This is a genomic window from Micromonospora sp. NPDC049366, from assembly GCF_044466625.1.
Taxonomy (GTDB): Bacteria; Actinomycetota; Actinomycetes; order Mycobacteriales; family Micromonosporaceae; genus Micromonospora.
The window spans coordinates 68,823-88,571 of sequence record NZ_JBITMV010000003.1 but is presented as its reverse complement, the minus strand read 5'-3'; the positions used below and the strand labels follow the sequence as shown (position 1 = coordinate 88,571).

Below are 19,749 nucleotides of genomic sequence, written 5' to 3'. Positions count from 1 at the left end.
GGGAAGCGCCCTGGTCACCGCTGCGGGTCCATCACGCGGGCACCTTGGCGACCGCGTCCACGATGGCGCGGAGCAGGTCGACGACGCGCGGGCCCCAGCGCGAGGCGATGTCGTCGTCCAGCGCGACCACCTGGTTGTTCTTCACCGCGGTGATCCCGGCCCAGCCGCTGCGGGCCTTGACCGTCTCGGCGCTCTGCTGGCAGCACTTGCTGTCGGCGAGGAAGACGAAGTCGGGGTTCGCGTTGACGATGACCTCCTGGGAGAGCTGCGGGTAGCCGCCGTTGCTGCCGTCCGCGTCCGCCGGGTCGGCGATGTTCTCCAGGCCGGCCATCGCGTAGAGCGAGCCGATGAAGGTCTTGCTGGTCGCGCTGTACAGCTCGGGGCCCAGCTCGTGGTAGTAGGTCAGCTTCTTCGACCGCTGCGGCAGGTCCTTGACCAGCTTGGTGATGTCGTCGCGCATCCGCTTGGTCACGTCGGCCGCCTCGGTGGCGTGGCCGGTGAGCGTGCCCAGGTCGGTGATCTGCCGGTACGAGTCGTCCAGCGTCTTCGCCGCCGGCGTGATGTAGACGGGGATCTTCAGCTTGCCCAGCTGGTCGACGATCTTGTTGCGGTCGTCGGAGATCACCACCAGGTCGGGGTTTTTGGCGGCGATCGCCTCCGCGTTCGGCTGGAAGCCCGACAGGTCGGTCTTCGGCGCCTCCGCCGGGTAGTTCGAGTTGTCGTCGACGGCGACGACCTGCGGGCCGGCGCCGATGGCGTAGATCATCTCCGTCGCGCTCGGCGAGAGCGAGATGATCTTCTCCGGGCGCTTGTCGAGGGTGACGGCGCCGACCGTGACCGGGAAGGCCGCGGTGGTCGCGCCGCCGCCGGCCGCCGGCTGGTCGTCGGTCTTCGAGGCGCAGGCGCCGAGGGCGAGCGCGGCGACCGCGAGGGTCGCGGCGAGGATCCGGGGGGTACGTCTGGACATCGGGCCTCCTGTCGGTCGAGGAGCGTGGTGCTTCGCCGACAGGGAGGTGCGCCCGTCCGCGAGGCGCCCTTCCTCGAGAGCGCAAGTCGCGACCACTCCGCAGGCGACCTGGCTCGTCCCCACCACTGAGGGCGGGGCATCGCAGTTGCGGGACAGCGCCGGATTCACACCGGCTTCGCTGGGGAACGGTCGGTAAGACGGTAGCGCACCGCCCGGAGGTGCCCGGTCGATCAGGGAGCCCGATCGGGACCGGTCGATCGGCTGGCCGCGACGGCGGCGGGCCGGAACGGTCGTTCGGTAGCGGAATGTCGGGGTCCGGCGGGGTGCGGCCGGGATGGTGGGGCCCCGTCGGGGGCGGGACGGGGCCCCACCGGATCAGGAGGCGGTGATGGTGACGTTGTCCACAGCCGCCTCGACGAGGCTGGCGCCCGACGCGTCCGCCGCCTCGACCAGGATCCGGACGGACTGCCCGGCGTACGGGGTCAGGTTGAGGTTCGCCACCGCCCAGGAGCCGTTGCGGTTGGTCGCCGCCCCGGCCTGGGTGAGCAGGGCGGTGGTGCCGCCGTTGTGCACGACGCTCACCCGGAGGTAGTCGGCCGACGACGAGTTCGAGCCGTGCGCCAGATACCAGGCCAGGGACAGGTTCAGCGTCCCGCTCGCCGGCAGGGTCACCGCCGGGGACCGGGCGCTGGTCACGCCGCCGTCCAGGTCGTAGTCACCCGCCGCGGAGCCGGCGAGCCGGCCGGTGACGAGATCGTTGCCGCCGGCGTACGGGGTGAGCTGCTTCGCCCCGCTGGACGTGGTGGCCTGCGCCGCGCCGCGCTCGAAGGCGCCCACGGTCGCGGTGTCCGTGCCGTTCGGGTTGATCGTCCACCCGGTGGCCGTCTCGAAGGTGTCCGACCAGACCGTGGTGCCGCCACCACCGCCGCCGCAGTACTGCGCCTGCTTGCCGATCGCCCGGTACGGGCAGTCGGCGTACTCGCTGAGCATCAGCACCGCCTCCCGGTTGCGGGAGGTCTGCGCGGGGATCACCTCGTCCGGCGGGTAGAAGCCGCCGCCGCTGGCCGAGCCCGGGTACATCTCGAAGGTGTACGCCCAGATGCCGTGCGCCGCCCACATCCAGTCGATGCTGGTGCCGTCGGCGATGTAGAGGTCACTGGACTGCTCGGGGGTGTAGTTGTTGGTGGCGGCCATCTGCTGGCCGATGGTCGCGAAGGTGTTGTACTGGTCGGCCGTCATCCCGCTGGGGGTGTTGGCGGTGGTGTAGCCGAACGGCCAGAGCACCAGCTGCGAGTAGGTGTGGAAGTCGATGTTGGCCTTGATCTGCTGCACGCCGCCGACCACCCGGCTGTTGACGAAGTTCCGCAACGCCTGCGTCTCCGGCGCGGAGAACGCGGACGGGCCACGGTAGGTCTCCGACGAGGTGGAGCCGGACGAGCCGCCGCAGCAGCCCCACTGGTAGCTCCAGTTCCGGTTGAGGTCGGTGCCGACCGACGACGACCCGCTGTTCGGCTGCCGGTTCTTGCGCCAGGAGCGGTACGAGCCGGTGGCGATGTCGTACTCGCTGCCGTCCGGGTTGACCGTCGGCACGATCCAGATCTCCCGGCCGTTGACGATGTCGGTGATCCGGGAGTCGCTGCCGTAGTTGTCGGTGAAGAGGTTGAGCAGGTAGATCGCCATCTCGACGGTCAGGTGCTCGCGAGCGTGCTGCTGGGCGTTGAAGAGGATCTCCGGCTCGTTCTCGTCGGTGGCGACGTTGTCGGAGATCTTCACGGCCATCAGGTCGCGGCCCTCGTACGAGCTGCCGATGCTGAGCTTGCGCGCGATGGTGGGGTGGTCGGCGACGACCTGGTTCACCAGCGCGGTCAGCTCGGCGTAGTCGTGGTAGTTGGAGTCGGCGGGCGGGAAGGCTAGGGTGCCCACGTCGCCGTGGTCGTGCTCGGCGGCCGACGGCTCGGTGACCTGCTCCAGCCGGAAGCCGAGCCGGGAGATCGCGGCGGCCTCGGCCGGGGTGGCCGACACGTGCAGCACCCCGTGCTCGCTGTAGTCGATGGCCGCTCCGGTGCGGGCCACCGCGTTGCGGTCGGCGAGGGTACGGGGGCCGAGCACCCGGTAGCCGGCGGAGGCCGTACCGGTGGGTTCCGGTGCGGGTCGGGCGGAGACCGGCGCGGCGGTGACGGTGACGAACGCGAGCCCGGCGGCGACGGCGAACGCCAGGACGCGGCGGATGGGGAGGGGAGAGCGGAGGGCCATGGACAACCTCCTCGGGTACGGGGAGATCCCGTTCGGTGGAGCACACTTCACCATCCGTCACATGGTCATATCAACATTGATCGCTGCCTCTTCCATGCCAGGCGGATCATCGCGCCGGCAATGATTTTCCATCAGCCGACATCTGGCGAAAGTTCCTTCCGAGCGGGACACTGACCGGCGACGATGCCCACCACACCCGCGGAGCACCCATGGCCAGATCACGCCTGAGCGTGGCCGCCCTCGCCGGCGTCACCGCGCTCACCCTCCTCGGCACCGCCGTACCCGCGACCGCCGCGACGCCGGTCACCGCCGGCCCGGCGGCCGCCCGACCGGTCGTCCACGACGAGCAGATCACCTTCCAGGAGTGGTCCCGCTATCCGGACTGGCGACGCGGCAGCCACGCCGGCACCCGGGCGGTCCCCGGCGCCCGCCCCGGCCTGACCCTGGACCGACCCGCCGGCACCACCGACTACACCGACCCGCACACCGGCACGACCCGCACCTGGGAGTACGCCACCTGGACCTCCCCGGTCACCGCGGTCGGCTTCGACGCCACCGAGCTCGTCGCCTCGTGGAACGCGACGACCCCCGCCGGCACCTGGATCCAGGTGGAGCTCCAGGGCAGCTACAACACCGGCGCCACGACCCCGTGGTACGTGATGGGCCGGTGGGCGGCCGGCGACGCCGACATCAAGCGGACGACCGTCAACCGGCAGGGCGACCCCTGGTCGACGATCTGGACCGACACGTTCAGCATCGACGACGCGGCCGCCGGGGTGCTGCTGCGGGCATACCAACTGCGGCTGACCCTCTACCGGGCCCCCGGCCAGCAGGCCGCCCCGGTCGTGCACACGGTCGGCGCCATGAGCTCGAACGTGCCGGACCGGTTCACCGTGACGCCGAGCGCCGGGCACATCGCCTGGGGCGTCGAACTGCCCGTGCCCCGCTACTCGCAGAACGTCCACGCCGGCCACTACCCGGAGTACGACGGCGGCGGCGAGGCCTGGTGCTCCCCCACCTCGACCGAGATGGTGATCGAGTACTGGGGCCGCAAACCGTCACCGGCGGACACCGCCTGGGTCGACCCGACCTACCCGGACCCCACCGTCAACCACGCGGCGCGGATGACCTTCGACTACGCGTACGACGGCGCGGGCAATTGGCCGTTCAACACCGCGTACGCGGCCAGCTTCCCCGGCCTGGAGGGCCGGGTGACCCGGCTGCACTCGCTGGACGAGCTGGAGCGCTTCATCGCCGCCGGCATCCCCGTGGTGACCAGCCAGTCCTTCCTCGCCAGCGAGCTGGACGGGGCGAACTACGGCACCTCCGGGCACCTGTTCGTGGTGGTCGGCTTCACCGCCGACGGCGACGTGATCGTCAACGACCCCGCCTCGTCGAGCAACGACGTGGTGCGCAACGTCTACCAGCGCGAGCAGTTCGAGCAGATCTGGCTGCGGACCAAGCGGATCAACGCCAGCGGCGGGGTGTCCGGCGGCTCCGGCGGCATCGCGTACCTGATCAAACCGATCACCAAGCCCTGGCCGCACGTCCCCGGCTCCACCAACTGGTGACCTGACCCGGCTCGAAGCCGGTTGATCAAGAGGTTCGCGTCACCCCGGGCCGTTCCGGCGACGCGAACCTCTTGATCACCGGGACTCGTCGGTGGGGGGCTGGGAGGTGGCCGTCTGGTCGTCGCCGGCCAGGGCGCTGCGGAGGCGTTCCTTCTCGCTCCGGCGGCGGGCCGACGACTCGGCCATCTCCCCGGCCATCTCGTCCCGCCACCCCCTCAGCAGGAAGAACGACAGCGCCGCGGAGAACACCAGCGCGAGCATCAGCTTGAGGAAGACGCTCATGTCGATCAGCCAGAGGGCCGCCAGCACGAGGACGAACAGCCCGATCCGTCCCAGCGTGTACTTGACCGCCGCGCTCACCCGCACCACTCCGTTCTCGTCGCACCGGCCCGTCCGGCGCACACCTCGACCCGCTCCGTGGGCCTTCAGCCCGTGCGGCGGGCCAGCCAGCGGACCCCGGGGAACCACACCACCGCGTACGCCACGGTGAACGTCGCCGCCGCCAGGGCACCCGACAGCAGCCCCGGCAGACCGGCGGCCGCGCCGGCCACCAGCAGGCCGGTGACGACACCGACCGCGGCGGCGAGCAGGCCCGCCACCACCCGCGCGGCACCGAACTCCCAGGCCCGGAAATCCTCCCAGAACAGCCACGCCGGGAGGATCACCGCGAGCCACCCGTTAGCCCGACCGAACTCGCCCGCCCCGAACGAGGCGAACGCCCAGTCGAACAGCACCAGGGCGACCACCCCGATCACCCAGCCGGCGAGACTCACACCGAGAAGGTCACCGAGGGCGCGGATGCGCCCCTCGGCGTCGCGCCGGGGAAACCCGCTCTGCTGCTGCTCCGTCATGGTTCTACGAGGGTACGCGAGCGGGCCGCCCACACCACGTCGGCTCGATCCGGGGCGGCCGTCGCGCGCCACCCGGCAGTCGGGGTGGACCCGTTCAGGCCCAGACCTGCTGCGGCTCGGCGCGCCGCTGCGCCATGCTCGGCGCCCTGTCGTACTCCCGCACCACGTTGTAGCGGGTGTCCCGCTCGACCGGCTGGAACCCGGCGTCCCAGATCAGGTTGAGCAGGTCCTCCCGGTGCATGGTGTTCGGCGTCCCGTACGCGTCGGCGTCATGCGTGATCTTGTATTCGACGACCGAGCCGTCCAGGTCGTCGGCGCCGAAGTTCAGCGAGAGCTGGGCCACCGACAGACCGTGCATCACCCAGAAGCACTTCACGTGCGGGACGTTGTCGAAGAGCAGCCGGGAGACGGCGAAGGTCTTCAGCGACTCGGCCGGCGAGGCCATCGTGGTCTGCGCCTGGATCCGATTACGGATCTTCCCGTCGGCGGAGTCGACGAAGTCGTGCTGATAGCGCAGCGGGATGAAGACGGCGAAGCCACCGGTCTCGTCCTGCAGCTCACGCAGGCGCAGCACGTGGTCGACCCGGTGCCGCGGCTCCTCGATGTGGCCGTAGAGCATCGTGGACGGTGTCTTCATGCCCTTGCTGTGCGCCAGGCGGTGGATGCGCGACCAGTCCTCCCAGTGGCACGCGTGGTCGACGATGTGCTGGCGGACCTCCCAGTCGAAGATCTCCGCGCCGCCGCCGGTGAGGGACTCCAACCCGGCGTCCATCAGCTCGTCGAGGATCTCGTCGGCGGAGAGGCCGCTGATCTTCTCGAACCACTGCACCTCGGTCGCCGTGAAGCACTTCAGCTTGACGTTCGGCAGCGCCGCCTTCAGCTCGCGCAGCACCTTCGGGTAGTAGCGCCAGGGCAGCGTCGGGTGCAGACCGTTGACGATGTGCAGCTCGGTGAGCTGCTCGTCCTCCATCTCCTTGGCCTTGCGCACGGCCTCGTCGATCCGCATCGTGTACGCGTCCTTCTCGCCCGGCTTGCGCTGGAACGAGCAGTAGGCACACGAGGCGGAGCAGACGTTCGTCAGATTGAGGTGACGGTTGACGTTGAACATCACCCGGTCCCCGTTGAGCTCGGTGCGCCGGTGGTGGGCGAGCCGGCCGAGCCAGACCAGGTCGTCGCTCTCGTAGAGCGCGATCCCGTCCTCCCGGGTCAGCCGCTCCCCGGCGTACACCTTCGCTTCGAGCTCGCGCTTGACTCCGGCGTCCATGGCACGTCCTTCCACCCGCGGTACCTCCCCGAGCGTACGTCGAGGCACCGACGGCCCCGCCGGCACCGTCTCGGCGACGGCTCTTCACCGAACTCTCAGCCTCCCGTAACCCGCCGGCGCATCGACAACGTTGCCCGGACTGAGGTAAGACAGGATGGGGCCGCGAGGCACTGGTAGCGTCCCCACCGCCGCGCCCACCGGCGCGGTGGCTGCATGCGGACGGGGAGCGGAATGGTCTACAGGCGGCACGGGCGACGGCAGCGGCGACGGAGCCCGATCGTCTCCCCGGTGCTTCGTCCGAGGCTCTGGGCCGCCCTGCTCGGCGCGATCGCCGCCGCGGTCCTGGCCACCCCGGTCTACGCCGATCCCGCACTGCCCACCACCGTGCCGGACACCGGCTCCCGGCCGACCGTCACCGGCACCCTCCGGCTTCCCGGCAACGCGCCCCTCGCGCCGGTGACGCCGGGCGCCCCGATCGTCGGCGCCGGCTCGCTGGCCGCCCAGGTCGACGCGGCCGTGGCCCAGGTCGGTCTGCTCGGCGACACGCTGCTCCAGCTACGCCAGAAGCGCACCGACGCGGAGACACAGCTCACCGCCGCCGACCAGACCCTGAAGGCCGCCCGCGACACCCTGGCCCGGGCTCAGGAGGGCGCCGACAAGGCCGTCGCCGAGGCCCTCAAGGCCCGCGCGGCGCTGCCCCCCGCCGAGTTCGCCGACGACATCCAGGGCTGGAGCCAGCTCCAGCGGATCACCCGCGGCGAGAAGGTCGAGGGGTCGACCACCGCCGCCGCAGGAGAGCTGTCCCGGGCGCGCACCGCCGAGCAGGCGGCCTACTCGGCGTACGCGGCGGCGGAGGCGGCGGTCCGCAGCGCCACCGCGGAGTTCAGCACCGGCGAGCAGGCGCTGCGCACCGAGGAGGCGAAGCTGCTCAAGCTGCGCCGGGACCACGAGGCGCAGCTCGTCCAGCTCGAACGCCAGCAGGAGGCCGCCGAGCAGCAGATCGGCGCCGGCTACCTGCAGGGCCAGAGCGCCAACGGCCTGACCGCGCACCCGCGCGCCATGGCGGCCGTGCGCTACGCCCTCGCCCAGCTCGGCGACCCCTACCTGTGGGCGGCCGAGGGGCCGGACCGGTTCGACTGCTCCGGCCTGATGTGGGCGGCCTACCGCTCCTCCGGAGCCGACTACTTCGACCTGCCCCGGGTCTCCCGCGACCAGTACCGGGCGACCCGCGCCCGCACGGTGGACCGCACCGCCCTGCTCCCCGGTGACCTGCTCTTCTTCGCCTCCGGCAGCAGCTGGACGAGCATCCACCACGTCGGTATGTACATCGGCAACGGCAAGATGGTGCACGCCCCCACCACCGGCGACGTCGTCAAGATCTCCACGGTGACGTGGTCCCGGCTCTACGCGGCGACCCGCGTCATCGGCGCGGTCCCCGCCCCGCCCACCAGCACCCCCAGCCCGACGCCGACGCCGAGCAACACGCCGCGGCCCACCCCGTCGGCGACCGGCTCGCCCACGCCGAGCACGACGCCCAGCACCACGCCGAGCACGACGCCGAGCGGCACGCCGACGCCCACGCCGAGCGACACCCCGTCGCCGACCACGCCGCCGCCGACCACGCCACCCCCGCCCACCACGCCGCCGGCGACGACGGAGCCGCCGTCGACGCCCTCCACGACGCCGAGCTCCACCTCGCCGTCGGCCAGCGCCTCCAGCAGCGAGAAGCCCGCGAGCAACAGCCCGTCGGCTCAGGCCTCGGCGAGCGCCAGCACCGGCAGCTGACCCGCAAGCATCCACTCCGGCTGTGCCACCGGGGCGGAATATGGCACCGTGGCATCCAGGCACGCCCGGTCCCGGCCGGGTCCGGGTGCGAGCGGTGCGGAGGGCGAGCATGGCCGAGCAGAAGGTTCCGGCGGAGACGGTCGACCCTGCCAGCGGGCCCGTACCCGAGGGGCCGACCGCCGCGACGCCCACCGAGGATGCCGGCCCGACCGCGGACGGCACACCGCCTCCCGGCGGCTCGACCGCCGACGACATCGCTGCCGACGCGGCCGACCCGACCGACGCCGTGACCGACGGCGACGCGGGCCGCCTCGCGCCCACCAACCGAAACGCCGTGACCGACGACGGCCCCGACCGCCTCGCGCCCACCAACGGCGACGCCGTGACCGACGACCCTGACCGCCTCGCGCCCGCCGAGCGCGACGGTGTGACCGACGACGACGGCCCGGCGACGGGCGGTGCGGCCGGCGGCGTGGGGCCGGATCGGGCGGGGGCCACCCCGGAGCCGGTCGCGCCGGTGCGGGCGCGGGCCAGCGTGGCCACGGCCGGCAGCGGGATCTCGGCGGCGTCGCCGGCGACCGCCGCCACCTACGGATCAGCCAGCACCGACGCGCCAGCCGCCGCGCCGCCCGGCCAACGGGACGGCTCGGCCGCGCCCGCTCGGGCCCGCGCCGCCGTGCCGGCCACCGGTCGGAAGGCGGCCGACGAGGGCCGGCAAGCCGCTCGGGCCAGCGCCTCGGTGCCGGGAGCGAGCCGGCCGGCGGGCACCGAGGCGGGTGCCGTCGCCCGAGCCTCCGCCGCCGCGTTCGGAGGCACCCGGGTGACGGCCGACGAGGCGGCCGCTGCCGGGGCGCAGGCGGGGTCCGGATCGGCGACCGTCTACCGGTCCGGCCCGGTGAACCCCGAGCCGCCCGAGCCGGCGCAGCCCCCGGAGCCTGCCCAGCCGCCGACGCCGCCCACCCCGGAACCGGAGCCGGCACCCACCCCGCCGGTCCCCGGCCCGACGCCGCCGTCCCCGGCCCCTCCGGTCCCGGAGCCCACCCCACCGACGCCCGGCCCCCGCCCGGGTCCGCCCAGGCCGGGGCCACGTCCCACGCCTCCCGGGCCCGTGCCGCCCCTGCCGACCCCTCCGGCGCCGCCACCGGGGCCACCGGTTCCACCGCCGCCGCCACCACCGGGCCCGATGCCGGCACCCCCGTTCCCGCCGCCCCCGGCGAACTCGGCGCCCGCGCCAACCGCCCGGGCCGCCGCGCCGGTCTCCGCCCCACCCGGAGACTTCAGCGCGCCGGTCTCCGCGCCGCCCGGCCGCCCCAGCACGCCGGTGTCGGCACCGCCAGGGCTCGGCAGCGCGCCGGTGTCGCCGGTCGTCCCCGAGCCGGCCCTGCCGGCCTGGCCGCCGGCCGCGAGCCCGGCCGAGCTCCGCCCCGCCGGTCGCACCCCGACCGCGGACACGCGAACCGGAGCCGGGCACACCGAGGCCGGGAAGCTCTCTGGCGACGCCACGTCCACGACGCCGTTCGGGGCCGTCCCGGCGGCCCGTACGCCGGTCGGACGCGCGCGCGACGCCGGCACCCCGGCCGGCGGTCGCTCCGCTCGCTACGACGGCGGCCCCGACCTCCAGGGCACCGTCTACGGGGCGGGCACCGAGGGACCCGGGTTCACGACCGTGGCACTGCCCACCAACACCACCGAAACGTCCGGTTCGCTCACCGGGCACATCCTCGCGCAGGGCTGGGCGGACGCGCCGCCCGAGCAACGGTCGCGGACGGCTCGGGCGATGGTCGTACTGGGTGTGGCGCTCGGCCTGCTGGTGCTGGTCAGCGTGCTGCTCGTGCTGCTCGCCGACGACGCCGTGAGCGGCCTGATCGGCAACCTCCTCAACGGCTGACGCGCCCGGCCGTCGGGTCACCCACCCGCCTCGACGATGACGCACGCCGATGGCCGTGGCCTGCGGCGCGGTGCCCGACGATCCGGTGCCCGACTGGTGAGCCCGCCCACTACGGGTCACGCCGGGTGGCGGCTGGCGGCCGTCGCCGTACACTTGTGTGGATCACTGACCTGGCGCGCCCATCCGCGCGCCCCTGGGCGGTCTTGCGGGCGACTTGGCGGCGTTGAGCTGTGGCAGGCCATCGCGAAGATGCGCCCCGCTTGAAAGGCACTTCTTGACCACCTTTGCTGACCCCAGCACGTTCCCGTCCGCCCTCGACCCCACCGCCGCCCAGGAGGGCGACGCGTCGGCCCTGACCGCCGCGACGGACGACTCCGCGACCGCGGGCGAGACCTCCGCCGAGACGCGCGACTTCGCCGCACTGGGCCTCCCCCAGCCACTCGTACGCGCGCTCGCCCGCCAGGGCATCACCACCCCGTTCGAGATCCAGAGCGCGACCCTTCCCGACGCGCTGGCCGGGCGTGACGTGCTCGGCAGGGGGCAGACGGGCTCCGGCAAGACGCTGGCGTTCGGCCTGCCGGTGCTCGCCCGGGTCGCCGCCGGTGCCGCGGCCCGTCCGCTGCACCCGCGTGCCCTGGTCCTCGTCCCGACCCGCGAGCTGGCCATGCAGGTCAACGACGCGCTGCTGCCGCTCGGCAAGGCGGTCGGCGTCTTCCTGAAGACCGCTGTCGGCGGGGTGCCGTACGACCGGCAGATCGACGCGCTGCGCCGTGGCGTGGAGATCATCGTGGCGACTCCGGGCCGGCTCGGCGACCTGATCGAGCGGGGCGTGTGCCAGCTCGACGACGTCGAGGTGACCGTGCTCGACGAGGCCGACCAGATGGCCGACATGGGCTTCCTGCCGGAGGTCACCGAACTGCTGGCGAAGACCCCGGCCGCGGCGCAGCGGCTGCTGTTCTCGGCCACGTTGGACGGTGACGTCGACACGCTGGTCAAGCGGTTCATGACCGACCCGGTCACGCACTCGACCGCGCCGCCGACCGCCGCCGTGTCCACGATGGATCACCACATGCTGCTGATCCCGCCGCAGGACAAGTTCCCGGTGGTGGCGTCGATCGCGGCGCGGGACGGCCGGACGATGGTGTTCGCTCGGACCCAGCTGGGCGTGGACCGGCTGGTGTCGCAGCTCGCCGCGGTCGGCGTACGGGCGGGTGGGCTGCACGGCGGCAAGACCCAGCGGATGCGTACCCGCACGCTCGCCGAGTTCCGTGAGGGCCGGATGAACGTGCTGGTCGCCACCGACGTGGCCGCCCGCGGCATCCACGTGGACGGCGTCTCCCTGGTGCTGCACGTCGACCCGCCGAAGGACCCGAAGGACTACCTGCACCGGGCCGGCCGGACCGCCCGCGCCGGTGAGTCGGGCGCGGTGGCCACGCTGGTGCTGCCCAAGCAGCGCCGGACCACGCTGGCGATGCTGGAGAAGGCCGGTGTCGAGCCGGAGCAGACCCGGGTGCGGGCCGGTGACCCGACCCTCACCGAGCTGACCGGCGCTCGGGAGCCGAGCGGTGTCCCGGTCCGCGAGGAGCCGGAGGAGCCGCGTCGGCAGGGGGCCCGCTCCGGTGGTCCGCGCCGCTTCGGCGACCGCCCGCACGGTGAGCGCCGATTCGGCGACCGCCCGCAGGGCGAGCGCGGTTACCGCGAGCGCGGTTACGGGGACCGTCCCCAGGGCGAGCGCGGATACGGCGAGCGCCGGTTCGGCGACCGACCCCAGGGCGAGCGCGGATACGGCGACCGCCCGCAGGGCGACCGTCGGTTCAGCGACCGTCCCCAGGGCGAGCGCCGATTCGGCGACCGGCCGCAGGGCGAGCGCGGTTACGGCGACCGCCCCCAGGGCGACCGTCGGTTCAGCGACCGCCCCCAGGGCGAGCGCCGCTTCAGCGACCGGCCGCACGGTGAGCGCGGATACGGCGACCGCCCCCAGGGCGAGCGCCGCTTCAGCGACCGCCCGCACGGTGAGCGCCGCTTCAGCGACCGCCCGCAGGGCGAGCGGCACGCCGGCGGCCGTGACGAGCGGCGGGACGGCGACCGCTGGCAGGGCGAGCGCCCGCGCGGCGAGCGCCGCTACGGCGGTACCCCGGCCCGCGCTCACTGAGGGACTCCGGTAGATCTTGGTAGGAAACGGCCCCTCCAGGGGCCGAAACCTACCAAGATCTACACAGTCTGACCGTTGGTACGCGTAACGTGCGGCTCATGCCGACCATGCCGAAGTCGCTCTTCTGGACCCGGACCGACACCGCCGGCAGCGAGCACGCCGTCTTCGACGACGGCCAGGGGTTGGCGGCGCGCGGCACCATGCTCGCCGTCGACCCGATCCCGTGGACCGCTCGCTACCGGCTGGCCACCGCCCCGGACTGGACCACCACCCGTTTCGAGATCGAGGTGGAGGGGTCGGGCTGGCTGCGCAGCGTACGCCTGGAACGGGCCGTCGACCGGTGGCGGGTGACCACCGCCGAGCAGGGTGACCTGGACGCGGCGCTGGCCGCCGCCGGGCACCCGCCCGCCGGGCTGCCCGGCACCGACGACCCGGATCGGCTGTCCGACGCGCTCGACGTGGATCTCGGCGGCTCCCCGCTGCTCAACGCGCCGCCGGTGCACCGGCTCGGCCTGACCAGCGGGCCGGCCGACGTGCCGCGCCGGATCACCGTCGCCTGGGTGCTGGTGCCGAGCCTCGCCGTGGTTCCGGCTGAGCAGACCTACACCTCGCTGGGACCGGGCCGGGTGCGCTTCGCCAGCGACTCGTTCACCGCCGACATCGAGGTGGACTCCGACGGCTACGTGCTGCGCTACCCGGGGCTGGCGGAGCGCGCCGCGCCACTCTGACCCCCGAGCCCGGCACCGCCGCCGGCAGTCCGCCCGCCCCGACGGCGTGATGCTCAGCCCGCGTCGGTCCGTCGGCGCTGCCGGCGCTGGCCGGCCCTGCCCACCACCCGGACGAGCGGGGTGAGCCCGAGCGCCAGGCGCGGTGCGGCATCCAGCAGCCGCACCTGCGCGCCACGCCACCGGGGCAGGATCACCACCGGGCGTGGCCGCCGGGCCAGCCGCGCCACCCGGGCCGCCACCCGCTCGGGGGTGAGCATCGACCCGGTGAACGAGGCGACCGCGCCCGGGTCGTCGAGCCGGTCGTGCAGCATCGGCGTCCAGATACCGTCCGGGCACAGGCAGGAGACGCGTACGGCCCGGTGACCGGCCATCCGCAGGTCGGCCAGGGTGCCGAGGCTGAACGCGAGCAGCGCGTGCTTGCTGGCCGCGTAGACGGTCTCGCCGGGGGCGGCCACGAGCCCGGCCAGCGACACGACGTTGAGCACGTGACCGTGGCCCTGGTCGCGCATCACGTCCAGCGCGGCGAGGGTGCCGTTCATGGCGCCGAGCGCGTTCACGTCGAGCACCCGACGCCGGGTCGCCGCGTCGTGCCCCCAGGACGGCCCGGTCACCAGGATGCCGGCGTTGTTCACCCAGAGCCCGAGGGCTCCGGCGCGCGCCGCCGCCTCGGCGGCCACCTCGGCGCAGGCGATCTCGTCCCGGACGTCGAGGGCGCAGGACCAGCCGCCGAGCGGCTTCGCGACCGCGGCCACCGCCGCCGGGTCCACGTCGGTGAGGAGGACCTGCCAACCGTCGGCGTGCAGGGCGGCGGCGATCGCCCGGCCCAGGCCACCCGCGGCGCCGGTCACGACGGCCGCCCCGCTCGCTGGCGAGATCATCGGCGCAACGTACCGCCGACGGCCGCTCCGCACCAGGCCCCGCCCGTGACGACGCGCGCCCGCTCCCGGCCCGTCTCGGGTCACCGTCAACCAGGGGCGGCCGGCTCAGCCGGCGGGCGGGGTGACCGGCTGGGGGCGGTTCTCCCACTTCGTGGAGAGCGCGATGCTGGTGCGGGTGGACGCCACGCCCGGGGTCCGGTTCAGCCGGACGATCAACTGCTCCAGCTCGGCGATCGTGCCCACCCGGGCCTTGAGCAGGAACGACTCGACGCCCGCCATGAAGTAGCAGGACTCGATCTCGGGCATCGCGCGGAACGCCGCGAGGACGTCGTCGGTGTCCGCGCCGGAGTCCTCGACGATGCCGATCAGCGCGGTGACGCCGAGGCCGATCGCCTCGGGCGCGACGTCCGCCCGGTAGCCGCGCAGCACCCCGCCGGCCTCCAGCTTGCCGACCCGTTCGTGCACCGCCGGTGCGGACAGGCCGACCTGGCGGGCGAGTTCGGCGTAGGAGAGGCGGGCGTTGCCGCGCAGCAGCTCCACGAGGCTCAGGTCGATGGCGTCCACGGACTGTGACCCTAACGGGTGAGGCGTAACGCCCGGACTCCGGCATCCGTTGAACATGACAGCAGGTAACACTTCACGTACGCAGAGTCAAAGGAGCGCAGCGCCGGTACCATTGACTAACTTCCCACTCAGTGCGTTTTTCGCGTTTGGCGGACAGGCCAGGTCGCTGGTGCTGTAATTGCCATACGTCCCTCATGACGGCTCTGGGCTCGCACCGGCCGGGGGCAGTGTGTTCAGCCGGGGGCTTCGTCGAACGCGAGGAGGGGGCTGTGGACACTGGAGATCGCCTGCTGACACCGGGTGAGGTCGCCGCGCTGTTTCGGGTTGACCCGAAGACTGTGACGAGATGGGCCGCGGCCGGACGGATCGGCAGCATCCGGACTCCAGGAGGGCATCGCCGGTTTCGGGAATCCGAGGTGCGAGCCCTGCTCGAGGGGGAGGGCATGCTGGACGAGGCCGACGACATGGGGAAGGCACGCAACGTCGGCCCGACCGCCTCGACCGGCCCTGGGCCGGCGAACGCCGGGATGTACTGACGCGTCGCGCGGGCCGGGCGACTGGTCCGGCCCGCGGCCCCGCTGAATCGCCTCGGTTCCGGGCCAAAACCGGGCCCGCACCGCCCGATCAGGCCCGGGCCGCGCCCAGCTCTCCGGACCAGCGTACGAACAGGGTGTGCGGCACGCCCAGCGCGTCCAGCACCTTGCCGGCGACGAAGTCGACGAGCTGCTGGGCGGAGGCCGATGCCCCGGCACCGTAGAAGCCGGGGCTGGCGGGCAACACCACGGCGCCGGCATCGTGCAACGCGATCAGGTGCTCCAGGTGGCTGCGGGTCACCGGGGTCTCCCGGGGCACCACCACCACCGGCCGCCGCTCCTTCAGGTTGACCTCGGCCGCCCGTTGCAGCAGGTCCTTGGAGAGGCCGATCGCGATTCCGGCGCAGGCCGCGGTGCTCGCCGGGACGACCACCATTCCGCGCGCCCGGTACGAGCCGCTGCTCGGCCCGGCCGCCAGGTCGCCCGCGGGCCAGTGCCGCACGTCGGCGTCGGCGAGGTCGCGGTCGAGCCACCCCGCCAGGTCCTCGGCCCAGTGCCCGTCCCGGAACGGACGGCCGGTCTCGTCGAGCAGGGTCAGCCGGGCCGCCCGGGAGACGACCAGGTCCACCGGCTGCCCGGCGTCGAGCAGTCCGCGTACGACGGCTGCCGCGTAGGGCGTGCCGGACGCACCGGAGACCCCGACGACCCATGGTTCGCGCATACCCACCAGCCTGCCTGGTCGCCCCGACCGGCCGACGTCGGCCCCCGGTGTCAAGCGCGCCGGTGCGAAACCACCCGCCTTGTCCGGCCGGGCCCACAACGCTCCCGTGGACCTGCCATGCTGCCGGCAGCGATTCGCACGGCGGCGTGTTCGCCCGCGGGGGAGGAGTCGGGGATGACCGGCGCGGTCCTGGAGTCGCTACGGTCCGAGTGCCCCATCCCGCCCCGGCTGTCGCCGTACGCCGACGGGGTGCAGGAGTGGCTGGCGGCGGACCTGCTGCCCACCGTCGGCCTGCCGCTCGACGCGGCCGGGGCGCGGCGACTGGCCGGCGCGGGCTTCGCCCGGTACGCCGGCCGGCTCTACCCCGACGCCACGGAGCCCGACCTGCGGGTGCTGACCGCGCTGTTCACCTGGTTCTTCCTGGTGGACGACGCCTGCGACGGCCCGGGCCGACTCGACCCGGGGCAGATCCAGGCACTGCGCGACGGTGCGGTCAAGCTGTTGGTCGACGGCCCGCGTCACCGGCACACCGGGCTGGCCGGGCCGCTCCGTCGGTTGCTGGTGCGCTCCTGGCGCGTGCCCCGCCGCCGGATGCCCGCCCGGTGGCGGCAGCGCTTCGCCGACGCGGTCGCCCACCACCTGGCCGGCACCTGGCGGGAGGCGGCCAACAAGACGGCGGGTCGGGCGCCGGGCGTCGCCGAGTACGTCGAGCTGCGCCGGGCGACCTCGGCGGCGTACGTCTCGTTTCCGCTGGTCGAGTTCGTCACCGGCCGTCCGCTGCCGGATGCCGTCTACCACCACCCGCTGCTGCGGGAGATCGCCGACACGGGCAACGACCTGCTCTCCTGGTACAACGACCTGGCGTCGCTGGAGCGGGACCGGGCCACTTCCGGCGGGCACAATCTCGTGCTCGCGGTGGCCGGCGAGCGGGGCGTGCCGACCGACGCGGCGGTGGTGCTCGTCGCCGACCGCTGGCGGGCGTCGATGCGGCGCTTCGTCGAGCTGCGCGCGACGGTGCCGTCGTTCGGCCCGGGGCTGGACGAGGCGGTCACCGACCTGCTCGACGGGGTCGCGAACGCGGTCCGGGGCACGATCGACTGGACGATGGAGAGCGCCCGCTACCCGGTAACCCCCTGACCCGCGCCACCGCGACCCTCTCGGGGGCGCGGTACGGAACAACGTCGCGCGCAGCGGGCGCCGCGCACGGCAGGCGCGCGGTCAGGCGCGCAGGTGGAGGCGGATCACCAGGTCGAGCAGGGCGAACACGAACAGCGCGATGCCCACGAAGCCGTTCGCGGTGAAGAACGCCCGGTTGACCTTGCTGAGGTCGGTCGGGCTGACCACCAGGTGCTGGTAGGCGAAGGCGACGGCGGTCAGCGCCAGGCCGATCCACCACAGCCAGCCGAAGCCGAGCAGCGCGCCGAACCAGATGAACAGCGCGAAGGTCACCACGTGCGCGACGGTGGAGGCGTGCAGCGCGAAGCGCCGCCCGTAGCGCGCCGGGACGCTGTGCACGCCGATCTCCCGGTCGATCTCGGAATCCTGGCAGGCGTAGATGAGGTCGAAGCCGCCGATCCACAGCCCGACGGCGGCGCCGAGCAGCCAGGCCGGCCCGGAGCCGGCGAAGGTTCCGGTGACCGCCAACCAGGCACCGACCGGCCCGACCGCCTGGGCGATCGCCAGGATCGCGTGCGGCCAGTTGGTGAACCGCTTGCCGTACGGGTAGACGACCAGCGGCACGGCGGCGAGCGGGGCGAGCGCCAGGCAGAGTGGGTTGAGCAGAGCGGCGGCGGCGAGGAAGACCACCAGGGCGACCGACGCGCCGGTCCAGGCCGTCCGCACGCTCACCGCCCCGGTCACCAGTTCCCGGTTGGCGGTACGCGGGTTCCGCGCGTCGATCCGCCGGTCGAGGATCCGGTTGGCGGCCATCGCGAACGTCCGCGCGCCGACCATCGCGATGGTGATCAGCAGCAGGTCGAGCCAGCGCACGTGCCCGCCGTTCGCCTGCATCGCGGCCAGCGCGGAGAGGTACGCGAAGGGCAGCGCGAAGACCGAGTGCTCGATGGCGACCAGTCGGAGGAAGGACTTGACCCGGCCCGGTCGTTCCACGGGCTCCAGCACGGCCGTCATCAGATTCCGTACTCCTTCCAACGCTTGTCGACCAGCGAGACCACCTCGGGCGACATGCTCATCTCCTCCGGCCAGCCGCGGGTGTAGCCCTCGGTGGGGAGTTTGCGGGTCGCGTCGACGCCCGCCTTGCCGCCCCAGAACTGCTGGTACGAGGCGTGGTCCAGGTGGTCCACCGGGCCCTCGGTGAGCAGCAGGTCCCGGGCGTAGTCGACGTTGCCGAAGGCGCGGAAGGCGACCTCGTTGTAGTCGTGCACGTCGCAGTCCTCGTCCACGATCACGATCAGCTTCGTCAGCGACATCATGTGCGCGCCCCAGATCGCGTTCATGACCTTCTGCGCGTGCTTCGGGTAGCGCTTGCGGATCGACACGATCGCGCAGTTGTGGAAGACCCCGGCGGCGGGCAGGTCGTAGTCCACGATGTCCGGGATCAGGAAGCGCAGCAGCGGCGCGAAGATCCGCTCGGTGGCCTTGCCGAGGCCGTGGTCCTCCTGCGGCGGCTGCGACGTGACGATCGAGTGGTAGACCGGGTCGCGCTGCATGGTCATGCACTCGACGTGCATCACCGGGAACGGCTCCACGGGCGTGTAGAAGCCCGTGTGGTCGCCGAACGGCCCTTCCGGCATGCGCTCGCCCGGCTCGATGTAGCCCTCCAGCACCACCTGCGCGTGCGCCGGCACCTGCAACGGGACGGTGAGGCAGTCCACCATCTCGACGCGCTCGCCCCGCAGGAAGCCCGCGAACAGGTATTCGTCGATCTCGGCGGGGAGCGGTGCGCTGGCCGAGTAGGCCACCGCCGGGTCGGCGCCGATGGCGATGGCCACCGGCAGCCGCTGCCCGAGCCGCTCGGCGACCGCGTGATGCGCGGTGGAGTTCTTGTGGATCTGCCAGTGCATGCCGATGGTGTTGTGCGAGTGCTGCTGGAGCCGGTAGAGCCCCAGGTTGCGCTTGCCGGTCTGCGGGTCCTTCGTGTGGGTCAGCCCGAAGTTGTGGAAGATCCCACCGTCGCCGGGCCAGACCTGCAACCCCGGCAGCCGGTTGAGGTCGACGTCGTCGCCGCGGTAGACGACCTGCTGGCACGGGGCCGTCTTGACCTTCTTGGGCGGCATCGACTTGAGCTGCATGACTTTGCCGAGCCCGCCCATCATGCCCGCGAAGCCCTGCGGCAGCTCCGGCTTGAGCATCTCGCCGATCCGCTCGCCGATCTCGTCGAGGCGCTCCACCCCGAGCGCCATCGCCATCCGCTTCTCGGTGCCGAAGAGGTTGATCGCGACCGGCATCTCACCCCGGGTCGGCCGCTCGAAGAGCAGCGCCGGGCCGCCCGCGCGGACGGTCCGGGTGACCACCTCGCTGATCTCCAGGGTGGGGTCGACCGGGACGTCCACCCGCCGCAGCTCGCCCGCACGTTCCAGCGCCGCGAGGAAGTCCTTCAGATCGGTGTACGGGAAGCCACGAGCCGCCATACCC

At 73.2% G+C, this 19,749-nt stretch carries 17 protein-coding genes; 7 read left to right on the top strand and 10 right to left on the bottom strand.

Going from position 1 to position 19,749, the window contains the following annotated elements:
* Positions 1 to 31: 31 nt before the first annotated feature.
* Positions 32 to 967: an ABC transporter substrate-binding protein gene (locus tag ACIBTV_RS06435; RefSeq protein WP_396702982.1), complete on the bottom strand. Its 936-nt coding sequence runs from the start codon at positions 965 to 967 to the stop codon at positions 32 to 34.
* A gap of 375 nt (positions 968 to 1,342) precedes the next feature.
* Positions 1,343 to 3,220 carry a M14 family metallopeptidase gene (locus tag ACIBTV_RS06430; protein WP_396702981.1) on the bottom strand — a complete coding sequence of 626 codons (1,878 nt, stop codon included), beginning with the start codon at positions 3,218 to 3,220 and terminating at the stop codon, positions 1,343 to 1,345.
* 209 nt (positions 3,221 to 3,429) lie between these two features.
* Between ACIBTV_RS06430 and ACIBTV_RS06425 the strand changes: the two genes are divergently transcribed.
* Complete coding sequence (locus tag ACIBTV_RS06425; protein WP_396702980.1) at positions 3,430 to 4,791, top strand: C39 family peptidase; 1,362 nt, start codon at positions 3,430 to 3,432, stop codon at positions 4,789 to 4,791.
* Positions 4,792 to 4,866: 75 nt separating this feature from the next.
* Here ACIBTV_RS06425 and ACIBTV_RS06420 read toward each other — a convergent pair whose 3' ends face one another.
* The 3 genes from ACIBTV_RS06420 to mqnE form a co-directional block, all read right to left on the bottom strand.
* Entirely contained in the window at positions 4,867 to 5,151 is a 285-nt protein-coding gene (locus tag ACIBTV_RS06420; protein WP_396702979.1) for a DUF4229 domain-containing protein, read from the bottom strand.
* Positions 5,152 to 5,216: 65 nt separating this feature from the next.
* A complete protein-coding gene (locus ACIBTV_RS06415) occupies positions 5,217 to 5,642 on the bottom strand; it encodes a hypothetical protein (RefSeq protein WP_396702978.1) in 426 nt (141 codons plus the stop codon).
* A gap of 94 nt (positions 5,643 to 5,736) precedes the next feature.
* Positions 5,737 to 6,906: an aminofutalosine synthase MqnE gene (gene mqnE, locus ACIBTV_RS06410; RefSeq protein ID WP_396702977.1), complete on the bottom strand. Its 1,170-nt coding sequence runs from the start codon at positions 6,904 to 6,906 to the stop codon at positions 5,737 to 5,739.
* Positions 6,907 to 7,137: 231 nt separating this feature from the next.
* Between mqnE and ACIBTV_RS06405 the strand changes: the two genes are divergently transcribed.
* The 4 genes from ACIBTV_RS06405 to ACIBTV_RS06390 all read left to right on the top strand — a co-directional run bounded on the left by ACIBTV_RS06405 (position 7,138) and on the right by ACIBTV_RS06390 (position 13,459).
* Positions 7,138 to 8,691, top strand: a complete 1,554-nt coding sequence (locus ACIBTV_RS06405) for a C40 family peptidase (protein ID WP_396702976.1) — start codon at positions 7,138 to 7,140, stop codon at positions 8,689 to 8,691.
* A gap of 109 nt (positions 8,692 to 8,800) precedes the next feature.
* On the top strand, positions 8,801 to 10,579 hold the full coding sequence (locus ACIBTV_RS06400) for a hypothetical protein (RefSeq protein ID WP_396702975.1): 1,779 nt from the start codon (positions 8,801 to 8,803) through the stop codon (positions 10,577 to 10,579).
* A 274-nt stretch (positions 10,580 to 10,853) separates the two neighbouring features.
* Positions 10,854 to 12,731, top strand: coding sequence for a DEAD/DEAH box helicase (locus ACIBTV_RS06395; protein WP_396702974.1), 1,878 nt, complete (start codon positions 10,854 to 10,856; stop codon positions 12,729 to 12,731).
* Between the two features lie 107 nt (positions 12,732 to 12,838).
* Positions 12,839 to 13,459, top strand: a complete 621-nt coding sequence (locus ACIBTV_RS06390) for a putative glycolipid-binding domain-containing protein (protein ID WP_396703221.1) — start codon at positions 12,839 to 12,841, stop codon at positions 13,457 to 13,459.
* Positions 13,460 to 13,512: 53 nt separating this feature from the next.
* Here ACIBTV_RS06390 and ACIBTV_RS06385 read toward each other — a convergent pair whose 3' ends face one another.
* The gene (locus ACIBTV_RS06385; RefSeq protein ID WP_396702973.1) at positions 13,513 to 14,337 is read right to left on the bottom strand and encodes an SDR family NAD(P)-dependent oxidoreductase; all 825 of its coding nucleotides are present in this window, start codon (positions 14,335 to 14,337) and stop codon (positions 13,513 to 13,515) included.
* A 105-nt stretch (positions 14,338 to 14,442) separates the two neighbouring features.
* On the bottom strand, positions 14,443 to 14,901 hold the full coding sequence (locus tag ACIBTV_RS06380; protein ID WP_396702972.1) for an Lrp/AsnC family transcriptional regulator: 459 nt from the start codon (positions 14,899 to 14,901) through the stop codon (positions 14,443 to 14,445).
* A gap of 269 nt (positions 14,902 to 15,170) precedes the next feature.
* Here ACIBTV_RS06380 and ACIBTV_RS06375 point away from each other — a divergent pair, with 269 nt between their 5' ends.
* A complete protein-coding gene (locus tag ACIBTV_RS06375; RefSeq protein ID WP_091593304.1) occupies positions 15,171 to 15,437 on the top strand; it encodes a BldC family transcriptional regulator in 267 nt (88 codons plus the stop codon).
* Positions 15,438 to 15,525: 88 nt separating this feature from the next.
* Here ACIBTV_RS06375 and ACIBTV_RS06370 read toward each other — a convergent pair whose 3' ends face one another.
* Positions 15,526 to 16,155 (bottom strand): UbiX family flavin prenyltransferase, encoded by a 630-nt coding sequence (locus ACIBTV_RS06370; protein ID WP_396702971.1) that lies wholly within the window; start codon positions 16,153 to 16,155, stop codon positions 15,526 to 15,528.
* A 174-nt stretch (positions 16,156 to 16,329) separates the two neighbouring features.
* On the opposite strand from ACIBTV_RS06370, the gene ACIBTV_RS06365 reads away from it, so the two are divergent.
* A complete protein-coding gene (locus ACIBTV_RS06365; protein WP_396702970.1) occupies positions 16,330 to 17,292 on the top strand; it encodes a terpene synthase in 963 nt (320 codons plus the stop codon).
* An 81-nt stretch (positions 17,293 to 17,373) separates the two neighbouring features.
* On the opposite strand, the gene mqnP is transcribed toward ACIBTV_RS06365, so the two are convergent.
* Positions 17,374 to 18,285, bottom strand: coding sequence for a menaquinone biosynthesis prenyltransferase MqnP (mqnP, locus tag ACIBTV_RS06360; RefSeq protein WP_396702969.1), 912 nt, complete (start codon positions 18,283 to 18,285; stop codon positions 17,374 to 17,376).
* A complete protein-coding gene (locus ACIBTV_RS06355; RefSeq protein WP_396702968.1) occupies positions 18,285 to 19,745 on the bottom strand; it encodes a menaquinone biosynthesis decarboxylase in 1,461 nt (486 codons plus the stop codon). Before ACIBTV_RS06355 ends, mqnP begins: the two co-directional genes overlap by 1 nt.
* Positions 19,746 to 19,749: the final 4 nt, after the last annotated feature.